20 protein-coding genes are annotated in these 18,420 nt (G+C 69.1%); 6 read left to right on the top strand and 14 right to left on the bottom strand.

Translation table 11 applies throughout. The features are described from left to right. Positions 1–163: 163 nt before the first annotated feature. Positions 164–1,171, top strand: a complete 1,008-nt coding sequence (locus tag BMW88_RS38165) for a PEP-utilizing enzyme (RefSeq protein WP_245778342.1) — start codon at positions 164–166, stop codon at positions 1,169–1,171. 126 nt (positions 1,172–1,297) lie between these two features. Here the strand turns inward: BMW88_RS38165 and BMW88_RS38170 are convergent, their stop codons facing one another. From BMW88_RS38170 to BMW88_RS38180, 3 genes are read right to left on the bottom strand one after another with little or no spacing between them, the layout of a single operon-like run. After that, the gene (locus BMW88_RS38170) at positions 1,298–2,473 is read right to left on the bottom strand and encodes a cation:proton antiporter (protein WP_089961226.1); all 1,176 of its coding nucleotides are present in this window, start codon (positions 2,471–2,473) and stop codon (positions 1,298–1,300) included. 2 nt (positions 2,474–2,475) lie between these two features. Beyond that, positions 2,476–2,955 carry a cation:proton antiporter regulatory subunit gene (locus BMW88_RS38175; RefSeq protein ID WP_089961230.1) on the bottom strand — a complete coding sequence of 160 codons (480 nt, stop codon included), beginning with the start codon at positions 2,953–2,955 and terminating at the stop codon, positions 2,476–2,478. 22 nt (positions 2,956–2,977) lie between these two features. Beyond that, on the bottom strand, positions 2,978–3,397 hold the full coding sequence (locus tag BMW88_RS38180; protein WP_089961233.1) for a DUF3592 domain-containing protein: 420 nt from the start codon (positions 3,395–3,397) through the stop codon (positions 2,978–2,980). A 126-nt stretch (positions 3,398–3,523) separates the two neighbouring features. On the opposite strand from BMW88_RS38180, the gene BMW88_RS38185 reads away from it, so the two are divergent. Beyond that, the gene (locus BMW88_RS38185) at positions 3,524–4,378 is read left to right on the top strand and encodes a class I SAM-dependent methyltransferase (RefSeq protein WP_089961237.1); all 855 of its coding nucleotides are present in this window, start codon (positions 3,524–3,526) and stop codon (positions 4,376–4,378) included. A gap of 79 nt (positions 4,379–4,457) precedes the next feature. Then, entirely contained in the window at positions 4,458–4,874 is a 417-nt protein-coding gene (locus BMW88_RS38190; RefSeq protein WP_143116460.1) for a hypothetical protein, read from the top strand. 33 nt (positions 4,875–4,907) lie between these two features. Here BMW88_RS38190 and BMW88_RS38195 read toward each other — a convergent pair whose 3' ends face one another. Together BMW88_RS38195 and BMW88_RS38200 are read right to left on the bottom strand one after the other, a co-directional pair. Further along, the gene (locus tag BMW88_RS38195; RefSeq protein ID WP_089961243.1) at positions 4,908–5,114 is read right to left on the bottom strand and encodes a three-helix bundle dimerization domain-containing protein; all 207 of its coding nucleotides are present in this window, start codon (positions 5,112–5,114) and stop codon (positions 4,908–4,910) included. 43 nt (positions 5,115–5,157) lie between these two features. Next, entirely contained in the window at positions 5,158–5,376 is a 219-nt protein-coding gene (locus BMW88_RS38200; RefSeq protein ID WP_089961247.1) for a DUF3188 domain-containing protein, read from the bottom strand. A 245-nt stretch (positions 5,377–5,621) separates the two neighbouring features. On the opposite strand from BMW88_RS38200, the gene BMW88_RS38205 reads away from it, so the two are divergent. Then, positions 5,622–6,521, top strand: coding sequence for an ABC transporter ATP-binding protein (locus BMW88_RS38205; RefSeq protein ID WP_089961378.1), 900 nt, complete (start codon positions 5,622–5,624; stop codon positions 6,519–6,521). Next, positions 6,518–7,297 carry an ABC transporter permease gene (locus tag BMW88_RS38210; RefSeq protein WP_089961249.1) on the top strand — a complete coding sequence of 260 codons (780 nt, stop codon included), beginning with the start codon at positions 6,518–6,520 and terminating at the stop codon, positions 7,295–7,297. The genes BMW88_RS38205 and BMW88_RS38210 overlap by 4 nt, the downstream gene beginning before the upstream one ends. Here BMW88_RS38210 and BMW88_RS38215 read toward each other — a convergent pair. Genes BMW88_RS38215 through BMW88_RS44210 form a run of 3 tightly spaced genes read right to left on the bottom strand, consistent with a single transcriptional unit; the run spans position 7,285 to position 9,609 of the window. Continuing rightward, complete coding sequence (locus tag BMW88_RS38215; protein ID WP_089961253.1) at positions 7,285–7,767, bottom strand: DUF6653 family protein; 483 nt, start codon at positions 7,765–7,767, stop codon at positions 7,285–7,287. The genes BMW88_RS38210 and BMW88_RS38215 overlap by 13 nt on opposite strands. Next, the gene (locus BMW88_RS38220) at positions 7,754–9,004 is read right to left on the bottom strand and encodes a glycosyltransferase (RefSeq protein WP_089961255.1); all 1,251 of its coding nucleotides are present in this window, start codon (positions 9,002–9,004) and stop codon (positions 7,754–7,756) included. Before BMW88_RS38220 ends, BMW88_RS38215 begins: the two co-directional genes overlap by 14 nt. Next, positions 9,001–9,609 carry a TetR/AcrR family transcriptional regulator gene (locus tag BMW88_RS44210; RefSeq protein WP_089961258.1) on the bottom strand — a complete coding sequence of 203 codons (609 nt, stop codon included), beginning with the start codon at positions 9,607–9,609 and terminating at the stop codon, positions 9,001–9,003. Before BMW88_RS44210 ends, BMW88_RS38220 begins: the two co-directional genes overlap by 4 nt. 159 nt (positions 9,610–9,768) lie before the next feature. On the opposite strand from BMW88_RS44210, the gene BMW88_RS38230 reads away from it, so the two are divergent. Further along, entirely contained in the window at positions 9,769–10,971 is a 1,203-nt protein-coding gene (locus BMW88_RS38230; RefSeq protein ID WP_089961259.1) for a cation:proton antiporter, read from the top strand. A gap of 240 nt (positions 10,972–11,211) precedes the next feature. Here BMW88_RS38230 and BMW88_RS38235 read toward each other — a convergent pair whose 3' ends face one another. The 6 genes from BMW88_RS38235 to BMW88_RS38260 form a co-directional block, all read right to left on the bottom strand. Continuing rightward, positions 11,212–13,272, bottom strand: coding sequence for an acyltransferase family protein (locus tag BMW88_RS38235; protein ID WP_089961262.1), 2,061 nt, complete (start codon positions 13,270–13,272; stop codon positions 11,212–11,214). A 406-nt stretch (positions 13,273–13,678) separates the two neighbouring features. Then, the gene (locus tag BMW88_RS38240) at positions 13,679–14,128 is read right to left on the bottom strand and encodes an NAD-binding protein (RefSeq protein WP_089961265.1); all 450 of its coding nucleotides are present in this window, start codon (positions 14,126–14,128) and stop codon (positions 13,679–13,681) included. Positions 14,129–14,251: 123 nt separating this feature from the next. Then, complete coding sequence (gene nhaA / locus BMW88_RS38245; protein WP_089961268.1) at positions 14,252–15,559, bottom strand: Na+/H+ antiporter NhaA; 1,308 nt, start codon at positions 15,557–15,559, stop codon at positions 14,252–14,254. Between the two features lie 134 nt (positions 15,560–15,693). After that, a complete protein-coding gene (locus BMW88_RS38250; protein ID WP_089961271.1) occupies positions 15,694–16,737 on the bottom strand; it encodes an SPFH domain-containing protein in 1,044 nt (347 codons plus the stop codon). A gap of 3 nt (positions 16,738–16,740) precedes the next feature. Further along, positions 16,741–17,172: an NfeD family protein gene (locus BMW88_RS38255; RefSeq protein WP_089961274.1), complete on the bottom strand. Its 432-nt coding sequence runs from the start codon at positions 17,170–17,172 to the stop codon at positions 16,741–16,743. Positions 17,173–17,304: 132 nt separating this feature from the next. Further along, positions 17,305–18,411 (bottom strand): PucR family transcriptional regulator, encoded by a 1,107-nt coding sequence (locus tag BMW88_RS38260; RefSeq protein ID WP_143116461.1) that lies wholly within the window; start codon positions 18,409–18,411, stop codon positions 17,305–17,307. Positions 18,412–18,420: the final 9 nt, after the last annotated feature.

The following is an 18,420-nucleotide window of genomic DNA, read 5'->3' on the forward strand; positions in this document are numbered from 1 at the left end:
GTCGATGTTGATCGATCCGGTCCGTTCGACACCGCCGGCCCGGTAGCGGACATCGGCCGTCCACGACTGGCGGAACCCGCCGTACACCCTGGTCACAACTCCGGAGACGTGTTTTCCGCGCGCCTCGAACTCCGCGGCGCGGTCTTCGAGCATCACGGCGCCGGTGGTGAAGAGCCCGAGCAGAACGAGGCCCGTCAGCACAACAACCGCAGCTCGCCACACGCATGTCTCCCCACGTTGCGATGGATGCATGCTAACTGGAGGCGGTGTGGTTGCACGCGGCTCACAGGTGTGCCAGGACGTCGACATCGCCGTCCGCATGACGACCGATGCCTTGCGCACAACGGGATACGTGCTGTCACCGTTGTTCGCGACCATCGCCAACTACCTCCGAGTCGACCACCCGGAACAGGAGCCCGGCGGGCGGTTCGCGGCCGCGGCGGCGAAAGCGGAGGAGATGATCGAGGCGCTGTCGCGGCGGGTGCGGGCCGAGCGGCCGGTTCGAGGATGGCTCGCGGTGTTCCTCATGCGCCGCTCGCGTCAGCTCACCGGTCTGCGGGAGATCGCGAAGTTCGCCTGGCTGCCCGTGATCCAGGCTGCACGGCGGCAGTTGCTCCTGATCGGTGAGGGCTTGGTCGCACGCGGACTCGCAGAACGTCCGGACGACACCATGTTTCTGAACTTCGACCAGGTGCATGCAGCGGTGCACGACGGGGCCGGCTTCCGCGAGGTGGTCGCAGCCCGTCGCGCGGAGCACGAGCGCGAACTGCGACGCCCGGCCGTACCGGGTGCGCTGTTGTCCGGCGGGACCGACCTGGAGGCGCTCATCCCTCCAGCACCTGCGGAGGACGGCGTGCTGACCGGCATGTCCGGGGCTGCCGGCCGGGCGACCGGCCGGGCACGGGTGATCCGCGATCCCGCCGGTGCGCACATCGAGCCGGGCGAGATCCTGGTGGCGCCCACGACGGATCCTGGCTGGACACCACTGTTCATGACCGCGGCCGGCCTGGTGACCGAGACCGGTTCGCCACTTGCGCACGGACCCACCGTCGCTCGCGAGTACGGCATTCCCGCGGTCATCTGCGTCCGCAACGCCACACGTGAGATCGCCACCGGTCAACTCATCACCATCGATGGCGGAGCGGGCACGGTTCGGTTGGTATCGGGCTGACCCGGTAGCAATGGCCTCCACAGTGGAGGGATCGCGCCGCGGATACGGGTGGTGGGGAAGGGATTGCCGCAGTACTGGTCGATAGCATCGCTGCACCCGTCATGCCACCGTTCACCCTGCCAACGCCTACCGTCCCTCGCGTCGTGCTCTGCCGGCCGGTGTCCGCGGGCGCAGCCAGTCTCCGGCCCAGCGGGTCAGCAGGGGCCCGATGGTGGCCAGGACGAGCACGTAGGCCGTCACCACGGGACCCAGGGCTGGAGTCGAAGCCCCGGCGAGGCTCATGATCACGATGGAGAACTCGCCGCGGGCGATGAGGGCGGTGCCGGCACGCAGGCGTCCGCGTGGCGCGACGCCGTCGCGGCGGGCGGCGTACCAGCCGGTGGCCACCTTGGTCAGGGCACCCGCTGCGGCCAGGGCGAGCGCGGCGGGCAGGACGGGGACCAGGTCGGCCGGGCTGACGGCGAAGCCGATGGCGAGGAAGAACGCGGCGGCGAACAGGTCGCGCAGGGGTGTGAGGACGCCGCGGGCCCGTTCGGCGGTCTCGCCGGTGAGGGTGAGTCCGACGAGGAACGCTCCGACGGCGGCGGAGACGGACACCAGTTCGGCGAGGGCGGCGACGACGAGGGTGGTGCCGAGGACGCGGAGCATGAGCTGTTCGTCGTCGGGGTGGGCGAGCCAGCGGTTGACGTGGTGGCCCCAGCGGTGCGAGGCGGTGAACGCCGCCGTGACGCTGGCGATGGCGACGAGCACGCCGATGAGCGCCTGCCACCAGGTGCCGCCGGAGGCGAGGACCACCAGCACCGGGAGGTAGATCGCCATGGCGAAGTCCTCCATGACGAGGATCGCCAGCACGGCCGGTGTCTCCCGGTTGCCGAGCCGGCGCAGGTCGACCAGCAGGCGGGAGATGATGCCGGAGGAGGAGATCCAGGTGGCCCCCGCGAGTGCGAGCACGCCGGGCCACGGCAGGCCGAGCAACCAGCCCGCGATGGCGCCGGGGGCCGCGTTGAGGACGAGGTCGAGCACCGCGGACGGGACGTGGCGGCGCAGGCTGTGGGTGAGCTCGGCGGTGTCGAACTCCAGGCCGAGGGTGAGCAGGAGGAGCACGACGCCGATGGAGGCGCCGACCTCGACGAAGTCGCCGGCGGCGGGAACGGGCGCGATGCCGCCGTTGCCGAGCGCGAGCCCGGCCAGCAGGTACAGCGGAACCGGGGAGAACGACCACCGCCGGGCCGCCGCGCCCAGCACGCTGAGCCCGACGAGGATGACGCCGAGTTCGAGCAAGAGGGCCAGCGAGGTGTGCACGGTCAGCTCTCGATGATCTGCCGGATGCCGTTGATGCCGTCGTGGGTGCCGATGACGACGAGGACGTCACCGGTCTGCAACAGCTCGTCGGGCGCCGGGGAGGCGATTACGGCGTCTCCGCGCACGATGGCGACGATGGAGGCCCCGGTGCGGGTGCGCGCCCGCGTGGCGCCCAGCGGCTTGCCGGCGTGGGCCGACGAGGCGGGCACGACGACCTGACCCGCGCTGAGGCCGGGGACCTCCTTGGTGAGGTCGGCGAACCGCTCGGCGATCCGCGGTGCGCCCAGGATCTCCGCCACGGTGTCCGCTTCGGCCGTCGTGAGCCGGAACAGCGGCTGGGCCTCGTCGGGGTCGTCGGCGGCGTAGCGGATCACCTCGAAGCTGCCCTCGCGGCGTGCCACGATGCCGATGCGGTCGCCGTCGGCGTTGGTGAACTCGTAGCGCAGCCCGACGCCGGGCAGCAGAACCTCGTTGACGTCCATCCGGTCATCATGGCAACTCGGTTCACCGGGCACGAGCGGCGCGGAACGCGCGGATCGACCCGCCGCCGACGAAGCCCAGTCCGAAGACCAAGAACAGTGACATCGCGGTGATGGCCCACCCCGGATCGCTGGGCATGCCGGGCAGGGCGATGCGTTCGGGATCAGCGGGGTCGTAGATCACGGTGACGGCATCGCTCCGTCGAAGCGTCGCGCCGGTGTGGTCGAGCTGGACCAGTCCTTCACGTCGCACGCCTTGGACGGTGTAGCCGACATCAGCCGACCACGAGTTGCGGATCCCCTGGTGGACGGCGATCACCACGCCGTCGACGCGTGCCCCGTGGGCTTCGAGGTCCGCGGCGCGGTGATCGAGCAGGACGGTCCCGATGGCGAAGAGCACGAGCAGCACGAACCCCGTCAGCACCAGACCCGACGCTTGCCGCATGCCGTCCCTCCGGATCTATCGCCGGAATCAGCGTAGGCGAGCCCGTTGTGGTTGTAGACTCCGCGACAGGTGTGCCGGGAAGCCTGGTCGGCGTGTGTTGAACGACGCCGACTTCGAGGAGCCCTCATGGACGCCGCTGTCACTGGAACGGCAATCGGTCCGATGGTCATCGCAGCCGTGGACCAGTTCGAAGAGCACCCGCTCGTCCGGGACGAGTTCGCCGCCCGCATACTGCCCGCCTCCGGCCGGCTGGCCGTGGCGGCGGCGCGCTGGCGGCCGATGCGCACCGCGTTGTTCTCCGCCACGGAGAAGAAGATTCCCGGCCTGTGGGCGAGCATGTTGTGCCGCAAGCGGTACATCGACGATCGCCTGGACGCCACGCAGGCGCGCACGGCGGTCGTGCTCGGCGCGGGTTTCGACACCCGCGGGTGCGGAGCCTGGGACGGCAGGGTGTTCGAGGTCGATCTACCGGCGAGTGTGGAGGTCAAGCGCGACCGGCTGATCGCTGTGTTCGGGTCGGTGCCTGCGCGGCTGACCTTGGTGCCGGTGGACTTCGAGGAGCGGAGTCTGGCGAACGCCTTGGCGGAGAGCGGGTATCGCGATGACGAGCCGGTGTTCTTCGTCTGGGAGGCGGTCACCCAGTACCTGACCGAGGACGCCGTGCGGGCGACCTTCGACTTCCTGGCGCAGGCACCTGCCGGTAGCGAGCTGGTGTTCACCTTCCTGCGCAGAGACTTCCTCGACGGCACGGCCATGTTCGGTGCGGAGGCGGGTCACCGCGAGTTCGTGGCGAAGAGGCGCGTCTGGAAGTTCGGCCTGATGCCGGAGGAGGTGGCGGGGTTCGTCGAGTCCTACGGGTGGCGGCAGGTGGAACAGCTCGGTCCGCAGGAGTTCTCGGACCGCTACGTGCACGCGTCCGGCCGCGAGATGTCGGTGTCCGAGGTCGAACGCACCGCGTACTGCGTGAAGGACGGCGCATGAAGACCCGGTCGGCCCGGCGTGCTCCCGCGGGTGTCCGGCTCCGCGAACCAGAAGTTCGCGGACTACTTCGGTGTGATGGATGTTCCCTCGAGTTGTTGCTCGACGTGCCGCGATCGACCCCATCGGTTACGTGGCGGGCATCGCGAAGGGTGCCGCGGGCGGAGCGCACGGCATCGCCGGCATCACCCTCGCGATGGCGGAGGTGGTCGGCGGGATCAGGGTCGCGATCCGCGACCTGCGCGCCACGCTCGCCGGTGCCCTGGTGAGCTGGGCGATCGAACTGGCCTGCACGGTGGGCGCCGCGGCGCCGTTGGTGGCCGCCCAGGCGACGGCCAAGATCGCACAGGTCGTCCGCATCGTGGCGAGCATGCTCAGGGCGCTCGGCAAAGCGTTGTCCAGTGCGCTGACCTGGCGGGTGCAGCTGCGGGACCTGTTCGACGGGTTCTGGCGAGCGCTCAACGAGCTCAAAAAGAGCCAGACCGCCGCACCGAACTGACAGCAAGGCACGAAACCCTGCCGAGAGGTCGTCTCACTGTAGAGTGGTCAACCGGTGCCGAGCCAGGTGGTGCAACATCTCGGCCAGTGCATCGGGCACGGTCTGTCCGTTCAGGTCCTGATGTGCGTCGAGCACCGTTCTGGAGACGACGGCCCTGGACAGCACACCGCTGAATTCGGTCGCCAGTCCGTCGAGCACCTCACGGACCTCCTCGTTCGGGGTTTCGACCTGAACGGTCACTCCGCTTCCTCCTCTGCGTCTCGGATCCGTGGTGGCGCCGTGTTCATCGCATGTGGACAGACGGCCGAGGTTCGTCGTCTCGTCGGTGGACCTGCCGCGTCCGGTTGCGGAAGCGCAATGCGTACCCAGCCACCAGGAGACCGATCGCCAACACGACCAGCACCGCGGTGAGAGGGCTCTCCTCGGTGACGGTGGTGGCCAGCACGGCGACCACAGCCAGCAGGACCAGCCCAGGTGCTGTCCAGCGGAGTTTCTCGTCCATGATCGGTCTCCCCTCACCGGTTCGGTGTCCTCTGTTTCATGCTCGCCGGTGGGGTGGGCCGGGCAACACGGTCCGACCGCGCAAACACGGTGACCGTTCCTTGCCGGGCGTCGGCAGTCGTGGAGTCCGTCCGAAGGAAGGCTGGCGCGGTCAGCTCCTTGTTCCGAGCGGCGGTAAGCTCGTTCCTGGTGTGCCGGGAAGCCTGGTCGGCGTTGTTCGACGATGCCGTCGCGAAGGAGCTTCCCATGATCGATGCCTGTGGTCTCACCAAGCGTTATGGCGAAGTCGTTGCGGTGGATGACTTGTCGCTGAGGGTCTCGGCGGGGGAGACCTACGCGTTGCTCGGTCTCAACGGTGCGGGCAAGACGACGACCATCCGCATGCTGCTGGGCATGGTGCGCCCCACGAGCGGGTCCGTTCACGTGCTGGGCACCGCTGTCGGGCCGGGCGAGCACGCGCTGTGGTCACGAGTGGGCTACCTCGTGGAGACACCCGCGGCCTACCCGGAGCTCACGGTCCGCGAGAACCTGACGGTGGCGGCGCGCTTGAGAGGTGTGTCGGCGAGCCGCCGGGTGGACGAGGTGGTCGAGCGGCTGAATCTGGCCGTGTACGCGGACAAACGGGCGCGGACGCTGTCGCTGGGCAACGCGCAACGCCTGGGGCTGGCCAAAGCGCTGGTGCACGAACCCGACCTGCTGATCCTCGACGAACCCGCCAACGGCCTGGATCCGGCGGGCGTCGTGGAGATCCGTGAGCTGCTGCGCGAGCTGAGCCACGACCGGGGAGTCACCGTGGTGCTGTCCAGCCACATCCTCACCGAGGTGGCACGACTGGCGACCCGCATCGGTGTGATCCACCGCGGCCGCCTCGTCCGCGAGCTGGAAGCGGCTGATCTCAACGCTTTCCTGCGGCAACGTCTCAGCGTGTCGACCCGTGATCCGGAGGCGGCCGAGCAGGCGTTGACCGCGGCGGGTTTTGTCCCGGTCAGGTCGGAGAACGGCGCTCTCGTCCTGGCCGACGCCCAGTCGGTGCGGGAACCCGATGTCGTGGCCACCGTCCTCGTTGCCGCCGGCTGTCCGCCGACCCGGCTGGTCGTGGAACAGGACGACCTGGAGACCTTCTTCCTGAGAGAGGTGGGGTCGTGATCGACGCGGTGGCGACCGAGGTTCTCAAGACGCGACGATCCCGCGTGCCGTGGGTGACCGCCGCGACGTTCGCGGTCGCCACGGCGGTCGGCGGGTTGTTCATGTTCATCCTGCAGGACCAGGACCGCGCCCGGTCGCTCGGGCTGATCGGCACCAAGGCCGCGCTCGTCGGGGGACAGGCGGACTGGCCGACGTACCTCTCCCTGCTCTCCCAGATCGCCGCCCTCGGCGGGATGCTGGTGTTCGGTCTCGTCTCGGTGTGGCTGTTCGGAAGGGAGTTCAGCCAGAACACCGTCAAAGACCTCTTGGCCATGCCGACCTCCCGGACCTCCATCGTCGCGGCGAAGTTCGTCGTGGCCCTGATGTGGTGCCTGGCCCTGACGTTCCAGTTGCTCGTCCTCGGCCTGCTGGCGGGTGTGGTCCTCGGCTTGCCGGGCTGGTCGGCTGAGGTACTGGGGTCCGGCGCGCTGGTAGTCGTGGTGACCGCGGGGATGACGTTCTTGCTCACCACGCCGGTTGCTCTCGCGTCCAGCGTCGGCCGGGGATATCTACCCGGGGTGGCGGTGATGATCGGCTCGGTCTTCTGCGCGCAGATCGTCGCCGCGCTCGGCTACGGCGCGTACTTCCCCTGGTCGGTACCGGCGTTGTTCAGCGGCGTGGCCGGTCCGGACCAGGCGTCGCCCGGCCTGCTCGGCGTGGTGCTGGTCGTGCCGGTCGGGGCGGCGGGGGTGGTGGCGACCTCGTTGTGGTGGCGCAACGCCGATCAGGACCGCTGAGCCTCGTGACGCTCCCACAGCCAGCCGAAGCGGTCGATCCGCCAGAGCTGTGCCACCACGACCACGGTGGCGCCGAAGACCGTCGGCCACACCTCCAGGGCGATCAGGCCCCAGAGGATCATGCCGAACCCGATGACGCCGAGCGTGACCAGCAGGCGCAACACCGCCCGATGGTCCGGTGGTACGAGGTCGCGGTGCTGGACCCAGGCGCGTTCGCCGTAGATGCCCCGTGCCGCCCAGCTGCGAGGTTCCCGCACCGGCGGGAACGCTCGCGGATTGACGAACAGCCAGACGACCACGGCGCCGATCGGCAGGAGACTCCACCAGCCGATCCACGTGCGGCTCCAGATCGCGAACAACATCAGGGGAATCGCGGCGAACCGCGTCCAGACGCTCCACGGGTTGGCGTGCCGTCGCCATGCTTCGTCGGTCATACCGAAGGTCTTCGCGATGCGGTCAGCGACGTCCATCGTGGATCTCCTCCAGGTCGTGGACTGCGGTGGTGGCACCGTTCTCCGTGCGGATCAGTTCGCCGAGCTCGGTGGCGCGTCGGCGCATCTCGGGATCGTTCACCGCTTGCCTGACCGCTGCACTGAGCGAGGCGGCGGTGAGCTTCTTGTGGGGCAGTGCTGGCGGCGCGACACCGACGGCGTGCATCCGGCGGGCCCAGTGGGGTTGGTCGGCGACGAATGGGCAGACGACCTGGGGCACGCCTGCGGCGAGGGCGGCGGCGGTGGTGCCTCCTCCTCCGTGGTGCACGACGGCCGCCACCTTGCCGAACAGCCACTCGTGCGGTGCCTGGTCGATGACGAGCAGGTTGTCGGACGAGTGTGTGGCGAGTCCGCCCCAGCCGGTGGCCACGATCGCGCGGACGCCGGCTTGCCGGACCGCTTCGGCGACGATGTCGCCGGTGCGCTTGGCGTCGCGTCCGGCCATGCTGCCGAAGCCGAGGTAGACGGGTGGCGGGCCTGCGCCCAGGAATGCGCTCAGTGCCGGGTCCGGTGACCAGTCCGGGTTTCGCGGCAGGAACCAGAAACCGGTGGTGCGCACGGTTTGAGGCCATGCGGGGTCGACGGGCGTGACGGCTGAGCTGAACGCCTGCAGCACGAGGGCGTGCCGGGGTCCGCGACCGCGTGGCAGTCCGAGGTCGTCGGCCCGCCAGGCGTTGACGACACCGCTGTAGGCCCTCAAGGTCGCCGCCACGGCGAGGTAGGTGGCGCGGTTGAGGAACCGGGGGACCGGCGGCAGCGGCACCATGGGACACGGGAACTCCGACGTCGGCACCCAGCCCGGCTGCAGTGTCGCCAGCACGGCGGGTACGCCGAGCATTTCCGCCGCGTGCTGGGCGGGCACGCTCGGCGTGTGCACTAGCAGATCGGCACCGGAGGAACGCGCCACCGCACCGACGTCACGCAGCACGTCGGCCATCAACGGCTTGATGCGCTTGATGGTCGAGATGGCCGTGATCTTGCCGCGCAACCCCCGGTAGCCGCTTTCGACCGCTTTCACCATGACCGGGTCCTTGAGCAGCCTGTTCGGCCCCTCGTCGAGCGGCGCGAACTCCACGTCGTGCGCGGCGGCACTCGCGGCGAAGGACTCGGGAGCGGCGAGCACTGCGTGGTGGCCTTCGCGTCGGAGGGCCACCGCGAGTGCCAGGAACGGTTCGACGTCACCACGTGTGCCATGCGTGACCAGCAGGACCTTCACCGGTGTTTCCTTTCGTCGATCGCGGTGAACGCGGCGAGCCAGCGGTCGTCGGCGAACAGGCCGTTGGTCAGCATCTCCAGACCGGCGCGGGTACCGCGCACCGCTGTGGTCGTCTCGGCCGGGTCGCCGCCCAGCAGCCGGCCCACGTGGTTGCCGAGCACCAGCGGTGCCAGCAGCCACGAGACGTAGGTGACCGCTCGCGCCCGTGCGTCGGCGCAACCGCGGACCCAGCCTTCGTCCTCGCCGGCTGCGAGCCACGCCTGCGTGCGGTCGACGATCTCGGCGAACAACGCGCCGGCCGCCGGGGTGTCGTCGAGCAACGCCCTGGCCAGGTACCGACGGACCGGTGTCGCCGCCTGCAACACCTCGCCCAGAGCTTCGGACGCCGCTGCACCGCCGCTGCGGATCGAGTCGAGGACGTAGTCGTCACACGCCTGACGGAGTCCCTCCTTGGAACCGAAGTGGTGCACCACCAACGCGGGCGAGACCCCGGCGTCCGCAGCCACCGCGCGGACCGAGGTGCCCGCGATGCCATCGGTGCCGAACCGCGCGAGTGCCGCGTCACGGATGCGAGCTCGTGCCGTCAGATCGGAGGCTGAACGCATGTTCTAAGTATTGAACACATGTTCAGCCGGTGTCCAGGGGGTCGGTTTGCATTGCTTGGATCTTTGCGGCATCTTTGCGCGCGGTGCGCCGGGAAGTCTGGTCGGCAACGCTCATCACGACCTCGTGGTGGGCCCGGTCGACGTGGGCGGAGTCCTGTGATGGCACTGGTTCTGGCGTTCGGTGTGGTTCTGCTGATCAGCGTCTCGCTGTCCGGTCTCGCCGCCCGCACCATCCTGTCGACGGCGCTGATGTTCCTGGTCGCCGGCGCGGTGATCGGACAGGGAGGTCTCGGGCTGGTCGACATCCCGTCCAACAGCGGGTTCGTCACAGTCCTCGCTGATCTCGCGTTGTTCACCGTCCTGTTCACCGACGGCCAACGCGCGGGACTGCCGGACCTGAAACAGGGGTGGCGGCTTTCGGGCAGGGCACTGGGTCTGGCCATGCCGCTGACCATGGTCGGCATCGCCGTGCCGACGCACTTCCTGACCGGCCTGGACTGGACCACGTCGTTCCTGATCGGCGCGATCCTCTCGCCGACCGACCCCGTGTTCGCCTCCGCGATCGTGGGCCGAACCGATGTGCCGGCGCGGCTGCGGCGCCTGCTCAACGTCGAATCAGGACTCAACGACGGTCTCGCGCTGCCGTTCGTGCTCATCTTCCTGGCCACGGCCGCGAACAGGGACACCGACTTCGCCACCATCGGCATCGAACTGGCCGCGGGGCTCGCACTGGGCATCGTCATCCCCGCCGCCGTCGTGCTGGCGTGGCGGCTGCGGATCTTCACCGCCGAACCGCGGCTGCAGGCACTCGGCCCGCTGGCGATCGCGGTGATGCTGTACGCGGCCTGCCACCTGACGCACGCCAACCCCTACCTCGCCGCGTTCGCCGCGGGCTCGACCATCGCCACCCTGGACCGTGTTGCGGCGGAACACTTCGAGCACTTCGGCGACCTGCTCTCGGAGATCACGAAGTTCGCGGCGCTGCTCGTCTTCGGCGCGCTGATCACGCCTGAACGCATCTCGCACCTGAGCGCGGGGGACTGGGCGGTCGCCGTCATCGCCATCCTGCTCGTGCGCCCGGCGGCGATGATGCTGTCCCTCCTGCGCACGCCGCTGCCCGCACGGGAACGGTCCGCCGCGGCGTGGTTCGGGCCCAAGGGGTTCGCGTCGGTGGTCTACGGTCTGCTCGTCCTGCAAGCCGGGATCCCGACCGGCGAGCACGTCTTCGACCTCGTGGCGATCACCATCGCGTTGTCGATCGTGCTGCACTCCTCGACCGACGTGCCCGTGGCCAAGGCGCTGAGTTTCGAGCCACCGGACGGACTGCCCACAGGTCAGCCGGAGGAACGCAAGCAGGACTGATGGAACCGCTCGACCTGATCCTCGTCCGGGCGGCGCTCGGGCTGGGCCGTGACCGGCTTTTCCGGAGCTGCGGCCGTGGACCGTTCTGTCCGGAGGCATCACGTTGTACGCCCAGGCAGGACCGGCCGTCCTGTTGATGTCCATCGATGACGAGTGGCTTCTACCCGTGCACGATGCGGTGCTCTTCACCGAGCTGCTGAACCGTCGCCGAGAGCTGTGGGCACTGGGCGCGAACTGACCTCACGCCCCCGCCAGGTCGGCGAGCTGAGCCAGCAGTGCCTCCTCCACGATCGGGCTCATGGTGCCCATGTAGGTGCCGCTCACGTGGTTGTCGTCGAGGTAGACCTGTACGTTGCCGATCTGCGGCGGACACAGGTCCTCGGTGCAGAAGTAGTCGCTGAAGTCCACGAAAGACGTGTTGCCCGGCAGGTCCTCGATCAGCGAGTACGGTGCCTCCGGCGCGAGCAGGTCCGCTCGCGGCACACTGCACTGCGGCGCCTCCCGACCGTACGTGGCGGCGCACTGCGGTGGGGAGAACGAGTGCCTCGGATTGTCCCGCGCGGCAACTACGGGAATCTCCGCCTCTTCGAGCTTGCGCCACTGGGCGACGAAGCCGGACGGCGTTTCCTCGGTGAGGCCGACCCGGACGTTGCGACTGCCGTTGGTGAAGACCGCGTCCGGCTTCATGCGGATGATCTCCTGCGCCGCGTCGGCGTTCCACTTGATGCACTCGCGGTCTCCTGGCATCGAGTCGGCGTCCACGGAGAACGGGCAGGCGCCTTTGAGCATGTGGATGATCTGCCAGTTGTGCCGGCGGGCGATGGGAGCCAGAGCCGCGAGGTACTGCTGCATGTGCGAGTCACCGACGACCACGATCCGCTTGGTCGCCGGCGGAGACACCGGTGACGTGCAGATCTCGAGGACGGTGTTGTGGGCGGCTCGTGTGCAGGTGGCGCCCTCGATGGCGGCGAAGTCTCGAGGCAGGGCCACCAAGGGCGGCACCAACGCGGCGTCCGGGTTGCCCCAGAACTCGAATCCGGGCTGTCGCACGAGGGCACCCGGGTGGTCCGGGTCGGCGACGAGGCTCGCGTACGTTCGCGCCTTGCGCACGCTGACCTCGTTCCAGAGACCGGCGGCGACCAGTACCGGCACGAGCATCGTGGCGCCCAATGCGTAGGCCCCCCAGCGCGAGCGTGTGCCCACACGGGACTCGCGAACCGGGTGCTCGACCAGGTGGTAGGTCAGTACGGCGAGTGCGAAGGACACCGCGATGATGACCGATCCTCCCGCGAGGCCGACAGCGGTGCGCTCCCGGAGCACCAGGTAGAACACGAGCACCGGCCAGTGCCAGAGGTAGAGCGCGTAGCTGAGATCGCCGATGTAGTGCAGGGGCCGCGAGTTCAGCCATCTGTCCGCTCCCAGGCGGCTTCCGGTCGTTCCCGCTGTGACCACGGCCGCGGCGCACAGCGTCGGCCACAGCGCCGCATGGCCGGGGAACACGGTACCGACCTGCAGGACGAGGCCGCACGCCACCAGGCCGACGACGCCTGCCCAGCCGAGCACCACGCGTGACCAGCGTGGCAGCGCCACGGACTCGATGACCAACGCGAGCATGCCGCCGAGCGCGAACTCCCACACTCGGGTGAGTGAATGGAAATATGCGAGTTGCTGGTGCGTCTCGGTGAGGATGATCGAGTAGGTCAACGACGCGGCGAACACCACTGCCAGGCACCATGCCGCCGAGGTGCGGACCGACTGTGCCACGCGTGCGCCGATGAGCGCCGCCACCGCGATCAGGAGCGGCCACACCAGGTAGAACTGACCTTGGATGGACAGCGACCAGAAGTGCTGGACGACGCTGGCTTCGTCGTGCTGGTTGAAGTAGTCCGCCGAGTCCGCCGCGAGCTGCCAGTTCTCGAGGTACAGCGCGGCGGCGACGGCCTCTTTGATGGTCTGGAGCCAGCGGTTCTCCGGCAGGACCAGGATGCTCACGGCCATCGTCGCCGCCAGTACGACGAGCGCGGCCGGGAACAGCCGTTTGATCATGCGGGCCCAGAGGGCCGCGAAACCGATCCCATCGCTCTCCGCCGCGCGGACCAGTTGGCCTGTCAGGAGAAAACCCGACAGGAAGAAGAAGACGTCCACACCGCCCGACACCCGGCTCAGCCACACGTGGTAAACGACGACCAGCACGACGGCGAGAGCGCGAAGCCCCTGGATCTCGGGCCGGTGGCGCCGTCGCCCACCTCGACCGGGGATCGTCGTGCGCACATCGCCGGCAACAGGCACAGACAAGATCATCTCCGGGGTGGTTCGGCTCTGTCGCCGACCAGACTTCCCGGCACACCATGACGTCTCGAAGGACGTCAGCGCGGAAACCGTACCGGTCTTCGCCGGGTGTGCGCCAATCGGCGGCTCGGGTCTTCAGCTCCCGCGCAGGCTCTCCGGCTCAGACGCCGGACCTCCCCGAGTAGACATGCTGCAACGACAGCGAAGAGGACCGCCAGCACAAGATGCCACCCAACACGCCACAGTCCACCGACTGCGCCGTGCATCAGAGCAAGGGCGGCGTACACCGCGCTCAAAGAGCGATACCACGGAATCCGGCGAACCCCGTCAGTCACGGCGTGCGTGATCGTGCGCAATGAGGCCTCCACAACCGCTTCGCGGTCTGTTCGTTGTTGAACGCCGGAGTTCGGCAGAGCACTCACGCGGGCTCGGTGCACAGTTCGAGGAGCAGGTCTCCTGCGCTCAGCACGTGTGGTTCGGACTGGTCTCGCCAGCGGTGGCCGTTGCTGTGCACGGCGTCGAGGACATGTGGTGCCCATTCGGACAGGTGCTTGCCGACCTCGTGTGCCAGAACGGCCCGCTCGACGAGCACCAGGTCCTCGGGGTCGCGTGTCAGGACGCGGAGGGCGACCATGTCATCCGACGCGGTGACGATCACGCGGCCGGCGTGCGGGACGCCGGCTTCGCGGAGTGCGACGACATCGGCGCCGTTGCCGATCACCGACCGGGCACCGCATCGCGAGATTCCGCCGGCGCACGTGAGATCGATGTCGAGCACGGCGAGGAACTGCAGTTGAGGCTCGTACATCGCGCCGACCACTTGCCGGCCGCGCTCTCCGAAGCCGGTGAGGACGGTGTGTGAGCTCACTGCGACTCCCGGGAGACGGCACGGCAAACCAGCCGCCGACCAGTCTTCCCGGCACACCTCGTACGGGAGGATAACCGTCGGTGGTGGTCCCGGCGTTACACACCCGGCGTGGCCGCGGGAGAGTCACTCGTTCGTGGCTCGGCTGTTTTGCGTCGTTTCTTGGTGCACGTCGGGGATGCCGTCGTTGTCCGCGTCGCGGTTCTCTTCCTCGTGGATGCGTCGGTAGACCCGGTTGCGCATGCGCAGGATCACGGTCGCGACCAGGGCGGAGAGCACGGACCCCAGCAGGACGGCGACCTTGGCGTTGCTGTACTCGCTGCTGCCTTCGCCGAAGGACAGTTCGCTGACCAGCAACGCGACGGTGAACCCGATACCGGCCAGAACCGACAGTCCGACCGCGTCGATCCACGCCAGGTCGTCGTCCAGCTCCGCCTTGGTGAACCGCGCGACGAGGTAGGTGGCAGCGGTGATGCCGATCGGCTTGCCGACCAGGAGGCCGAGCACGATGCCGAGAGTGACGCTGTCGGTGAGTGAGCTGACGAAGCCGCTGAGACCACCGATGGACACACCGGCCGCGAAGAAGGCGAACACCGGGACGGCGACGCCGGTCGAGAGCGGCTGCCAGTGGTGCTGGAAGATCTCGGCGAGTCCGGGGCCCTCACCGCAGCGGCGGATCACCGGCACGGCGAAACCGAGCAGCACACCCGCCACCGTGGCGTGCACCCCGGAAGCGTGCATCAACGCCCACGTTGCCACGGCCAAAGGGATGAGCAACCACCACGAGCGGACCCGGCGCTGCACCAGAACGGTGAACAGCGCCAGCGGGACGAACATCAACGCCAGGGGCAGCACCGACAGGTGGTCGGTGTAGAAGAGCGCGATGATCACGATCGCGATCAGGTCGTCCACGACCGCGAGGGTGAGCAGGAAGGTGCGCAGGGCTGACGGGAGGCAGCGCCCGATCACCGCGAGCACCGCGAGTGCGAACGCGATGTCGGTGGCGGTCGGGATGGCCCAGCCCGCCAGTGCGGGACCACCGCCGAGGTTGATGCCCGTGTAGATCAGCGCGGGCACCGCGACACCGCCGAACGCCGCCGCGACCGGCACGGCGGCGCGCCGGGGGTCTCTCAGGTCACCGGCGACGAACTCCCGCTTGAGCTCCAGGCCGGCCACGAAGAAGAAGATCGCCAGCAGACCGTCGGACGCCCATTCGGCCAGGCTGAGCCGCAGGTGCAGTGATTCGGGACCGATCTCCACGGACCGCAAGGTCTCGTAGACGGAGGCCCACGGTGAGTTGGCCCAGATCAAGCCGATCGCGGCGGCGGCGAGCATGATGACGCCGCCGACGGTCTCCAGCCGGAGGAGGTCGGAGATGCGCGTGGCCTCGGGCCAGGAACCGCGGCTGAACAACCGGGTCTTCTGCTGGTGCAAGGTTCACTCCGGGTGTCGTCGGCCGCAACGCCGACCAGACTTCCCGGCACACCATGCCGTTCACACGGCAACCACCCGACCGTACCTGACGATCGGGTGTGCCGCGCCGTGGATGTGATCTTGTCGGCGTGCGTTCAGCGATCCGCCAGCTGCTGTTCGAGCACGGTGCCCCCAGGCCCTGTCCCGGCGGCTTCCTCGGCGTCCGCCACCGCGATCGCCGCCGCTTCGCCCGCCTGCGCGATGTCCTTCTCCGCCTGCGCGGCCGCGGTCTCGGCCGAGTCGTCGGTCCTGGCGGCTCCGGATCGCGGCAACGCCTCGGAGAACGCCTTCGACACGTCGCGCAGAGCGGTGGTGACCTCACTCGGAATCACCCAGAAGGTGTTCCCCTCACCCTTGGCCAGTTGGGGGAGCACCTGGAGGTACTGGTAGGCGAGCAGCTTGGGATCCGGGTCGTTGCGGTGCACCGCCTGGAACACCTGGTCGATCGCACGGGACTGTCCCTCCGCGCGGAGGATGTCCGCGGCACGATCGCCTTCGGCGCGCAACACGGCGGCCTGCTTGTCACCCTGGGCGGTGAGGATCTGCGACTGCCGTTGTCCCTCGGCTGTGAGGATGGTGGCGCGCTTGTCCCGCTCGGCGCGCATCTGCTTCTCCATCGCGTCCTTGATCGTCTGCGGCGGGTCGATGGCCTTGATCTCCACGCGGTTGACCCGCAGCCCCCACTTGCCGGTCGCGTCGTCGAGCACGCCGCGCAGCTGGCTGTTGATCGTGTCGCGGGAGGTGAGGGTCTTCTCGAGGTCCATCGACCCGACGACGTTGCGCAGGGTGGTGACGGTGAGCTGCTCGACGGCCTGCAGGAAGCTCGCGATCTCGTAGGCCGCGGCACGGGGGTCGGTGACCTGGAAGTACAGCACCGTGTCGATCTGCACGACCAGGTTGTCCTCGGTGATCACCGGCTGCGGCTGGAAGGACACCACCTGCTCGCGCAGGTCGATCGCCGGGTAGACGCGGTCGATGTACGGGATCACGAAGTTGAGGCCGGGGGTGAGGGTGCGCTGGTAGCGGCCGAGGCGTTCGACGTTGCGCGCGCGTGCCTGCGGCACGATGCGCACTGCGCGCAAGACCGTGAACGCCGCGAAGACCGCGAGCACCAGTCCGGCGATGAGCAGTGTGGACATGGCTCACTCCCGTGGGTAGACGACGGCGATGCTGCCGTCGATGTGCAGAACGTCGACCGTGCTCCCGGCTGGGATGACGACGGACTCGTCGTAGGAACGGGCCGTCCACTCCTCTCCGCGCAGACGCACCAGTCCCTCGTGGGCGTTCACCTCGCGCAACACCTGGGCAGAGGCGCCGACGAGTGCCTCGACGCCGAACCGTTCGAGGCGCGGCTGCGACATCGCTCGCCGTGCCCAGGGCCTGGCGAGCAGAACCCCCAGCGCGGACACCACGCTGAACACGATCAGCTGGCCGGGCACCGGCAACCCGAGCGCCGCCGCGCCCGCCGTGACGAAGCCCGCGGCGGCGAGCATGCCCAGCGCCGCCGTCAGGGTGAACAGCTCGGCGATGGCCAGGACCAGAGCGATGACCAGCCAGACGAGCCAGGGATCCATGGTGCGACCCTCCTCAGGTGGAGGTGCGCGTCGAACACGCGACGTCTCCCCACCATCGTCGGCCCGTTTCGTGCTCCAGCACAGGCACCGACCCGGCCATTTCGGCTGCCGCTGACTGCCGACGCCCGGCAGTCACGGCGCCGAGTTGGGCCAGCCGAGCAGGCGAGCGCCGAGCACCGCGACCTGGAGGGTGAACCCCTGAGCCGGATCGTCGGCGCGGTACCCGGTCAGCTCGCGGACGCGGTCGAGGCGGTAGGTGACCGTGCGAACGCCGATGCCCAGTGACTGGGCGGTCGCGGTCGTCACCCGCCCGGAAGCGAAGTAGGCGGTCAGCGTGTCGACCAGGCGCTCGGCTCCGCCTCTGGCCTGTCGCAGCGGTTCCAGCACGGCCGTGACGAGTTCGCCCAGCGCCGCGCTGTCGCGCAGCAGCACCTGGTAGACGAGGAGGTCCGCAGCCTTGACCAACCGGTCGGCCAGGTCGAGGCGGTCGGCCAGCTCCAACGCATTGCGCGCCTGTTCGAACGAGCGAACGGTGCCGCCGGGTCCGGACTGGGGCTGACCCAGACCCACCCGCCACTGCGCGCCCCGCCCGACGACCTCACCGACGCGGCGGGCGAACTCCTCCGGTGCGCCTGCGAGGTCGTGCGGCACCACGCACACGAGCAGCCCTTCTCGCGTGGCGACGAGCACCTGGCGGGAGCTGAAGCGCAGGCTCATGGCGGACTGCACGTTCGCCGAGGCCGCGTCCGAGTCGAGGAAGGGCTTGGATGAGCACGCCGCGGCCACGACGTTCGTGCCCGCGAGCCGCAACCCGTAGCGCTCGGCACGTTCCGCGAGATGGCCGACATCGTGTCCGGTGAGCAGGTCGTCGATGAACTCGCGTCGCAGCGACTCCTCCCTGCGCACTGTCCAGCGCTGGGTCTCCTCGTAGCCCTTGGTGAGCTCTCCGACGGCGTCCTCGGCCGCCCGGATGACGTTCTCACCGACCCGTTTCAGGTCGTCGGTCGTGCGGGCGCCCGTGACACCGGGCAGGGACGCCCATGACCGCCACATCTCCTCGAGATGCCCTGTGATCAGGTTTCGCAGCGGTAGGCCGTCTTCTGCCGCGGTGGCGCCCGCGTCGTGCAGCGCGTGGCGCTCCTGGATGGACAGGGCTCTGCCGGCCAGGCTGATCTCCCTCAGGGCTCGGACGAACTCCGGGGTGTCGGCCGGCGCCGGCCTCGTGCTCTGCTTGGCCATGTGCCCTCC

This window comes from Lentzea xinjiangensis, from assembly GCF_900110955.1.
Taxonomy (GTDB): domain Bacteria; phylum Actinomycetota; class Actinomycetes; order Mycobacteriales; family Pseudonocardiaceae; genus Lentzea; species Lentzea xinjiangensis.

Excerpts from the sequence above, each read along its gene's own strand:
- BMW88_RS38175 (WP_089961230.1), bottom strand. The coding sequence starts at position 2,955 with ATGGACGTCAACGAGGTTCTGCTGCCCGGCGTCGGGCTGCGCTACGAG.
- BMW88_RS38250 (WP_089961271.1), bottom strand. The coding sequence starts at position 16,737 with ATGTCCACACTGCTCATCGCCGGACTGGTGCTCGCGGTCTTCGCGGCG.
- BMW88_RS38180 (WP_089961233.1), bottom strand. The coding sequence starts at position 3,397 with ATGCGGCAAGCGTCGGGTCTGGTGCTGACGGGGTTCGTGCTGCTCGTG.
- BMW88_RS38190 (WP_143116460.1), top strand. The coding sequence starts at position 4,458 with ATGTTCCCTCGAGTTGTTGCTCGACGTGCCGCGATCGACCCCATCGGT.
- BMW88_RS38230 (WP_089961259.1), top strand. The coding sequence starts at position 9,769 with ATGGCACTGGTTCTGGCGTTCGGTGTGGTTCTGCTGATCAGCGTCTCG.
- BMW88_RS38255 (WP_089961274.1), bottom strand. The coding sequence starts at position 17,172 with ATGGATCCCTGGCTCGTCTGGCTGGTCATCGCTCTGGTCCTGGCCATC.
- BMW88_RS38200 (WP_089961247.1), bottom strand. The coding sequence starts at position 5,376 with ATGGACGAGAAACTCCGCTGGACAGCACCTGGGCTGGTCCTGCTGGCT.
- BMW88_RS38215 (WP_089961253.1), bottom strand. The coding sequence starts at position 7,767 with ATGGACGTCGCTGACCGCATCGCGAAGACCTTCGGTATGACCGACGAA.
- BMW88_RS44210 (WP_089961258.1), bottom strand. The coding sequence starts at position 9,609 with ATGCGTTCAGCCTCCGATCTGACGGCACGAGCTCGCATCCGTGACGCG.
- BMW88_RS38235 (WP_089961262.1), bottom strand. The coding sequence starts at position 13,272 with ATGATCTTGTCTGTGCCTGTTGCCGGCGATGTGCGCACGACGATCCCC.
- BMW88_RS38185 (WP_089961237.1), top strand. The coding sequence starts at position 3,524 with ATGGACGCCGCTGTCACTGGAACGGCAATCGGTCCGATGGTCATCGCA.
- BMW88_RS38260 (WP_143116461.1), bottom strand. The coding sequence starts at position 18,411 with ATGGCCAAGCAGAGCACGAGGCCGGCGCCGGCCGACACCCCGGAGTTC.
- BMW88_RS38205 (WP_089961378.1), top strand. The coding sequence starts at position 5,622 with ATGATCGATGCCTGTGGTCTCACCAAGCGTTATGGCGAAGTCGTTGCG.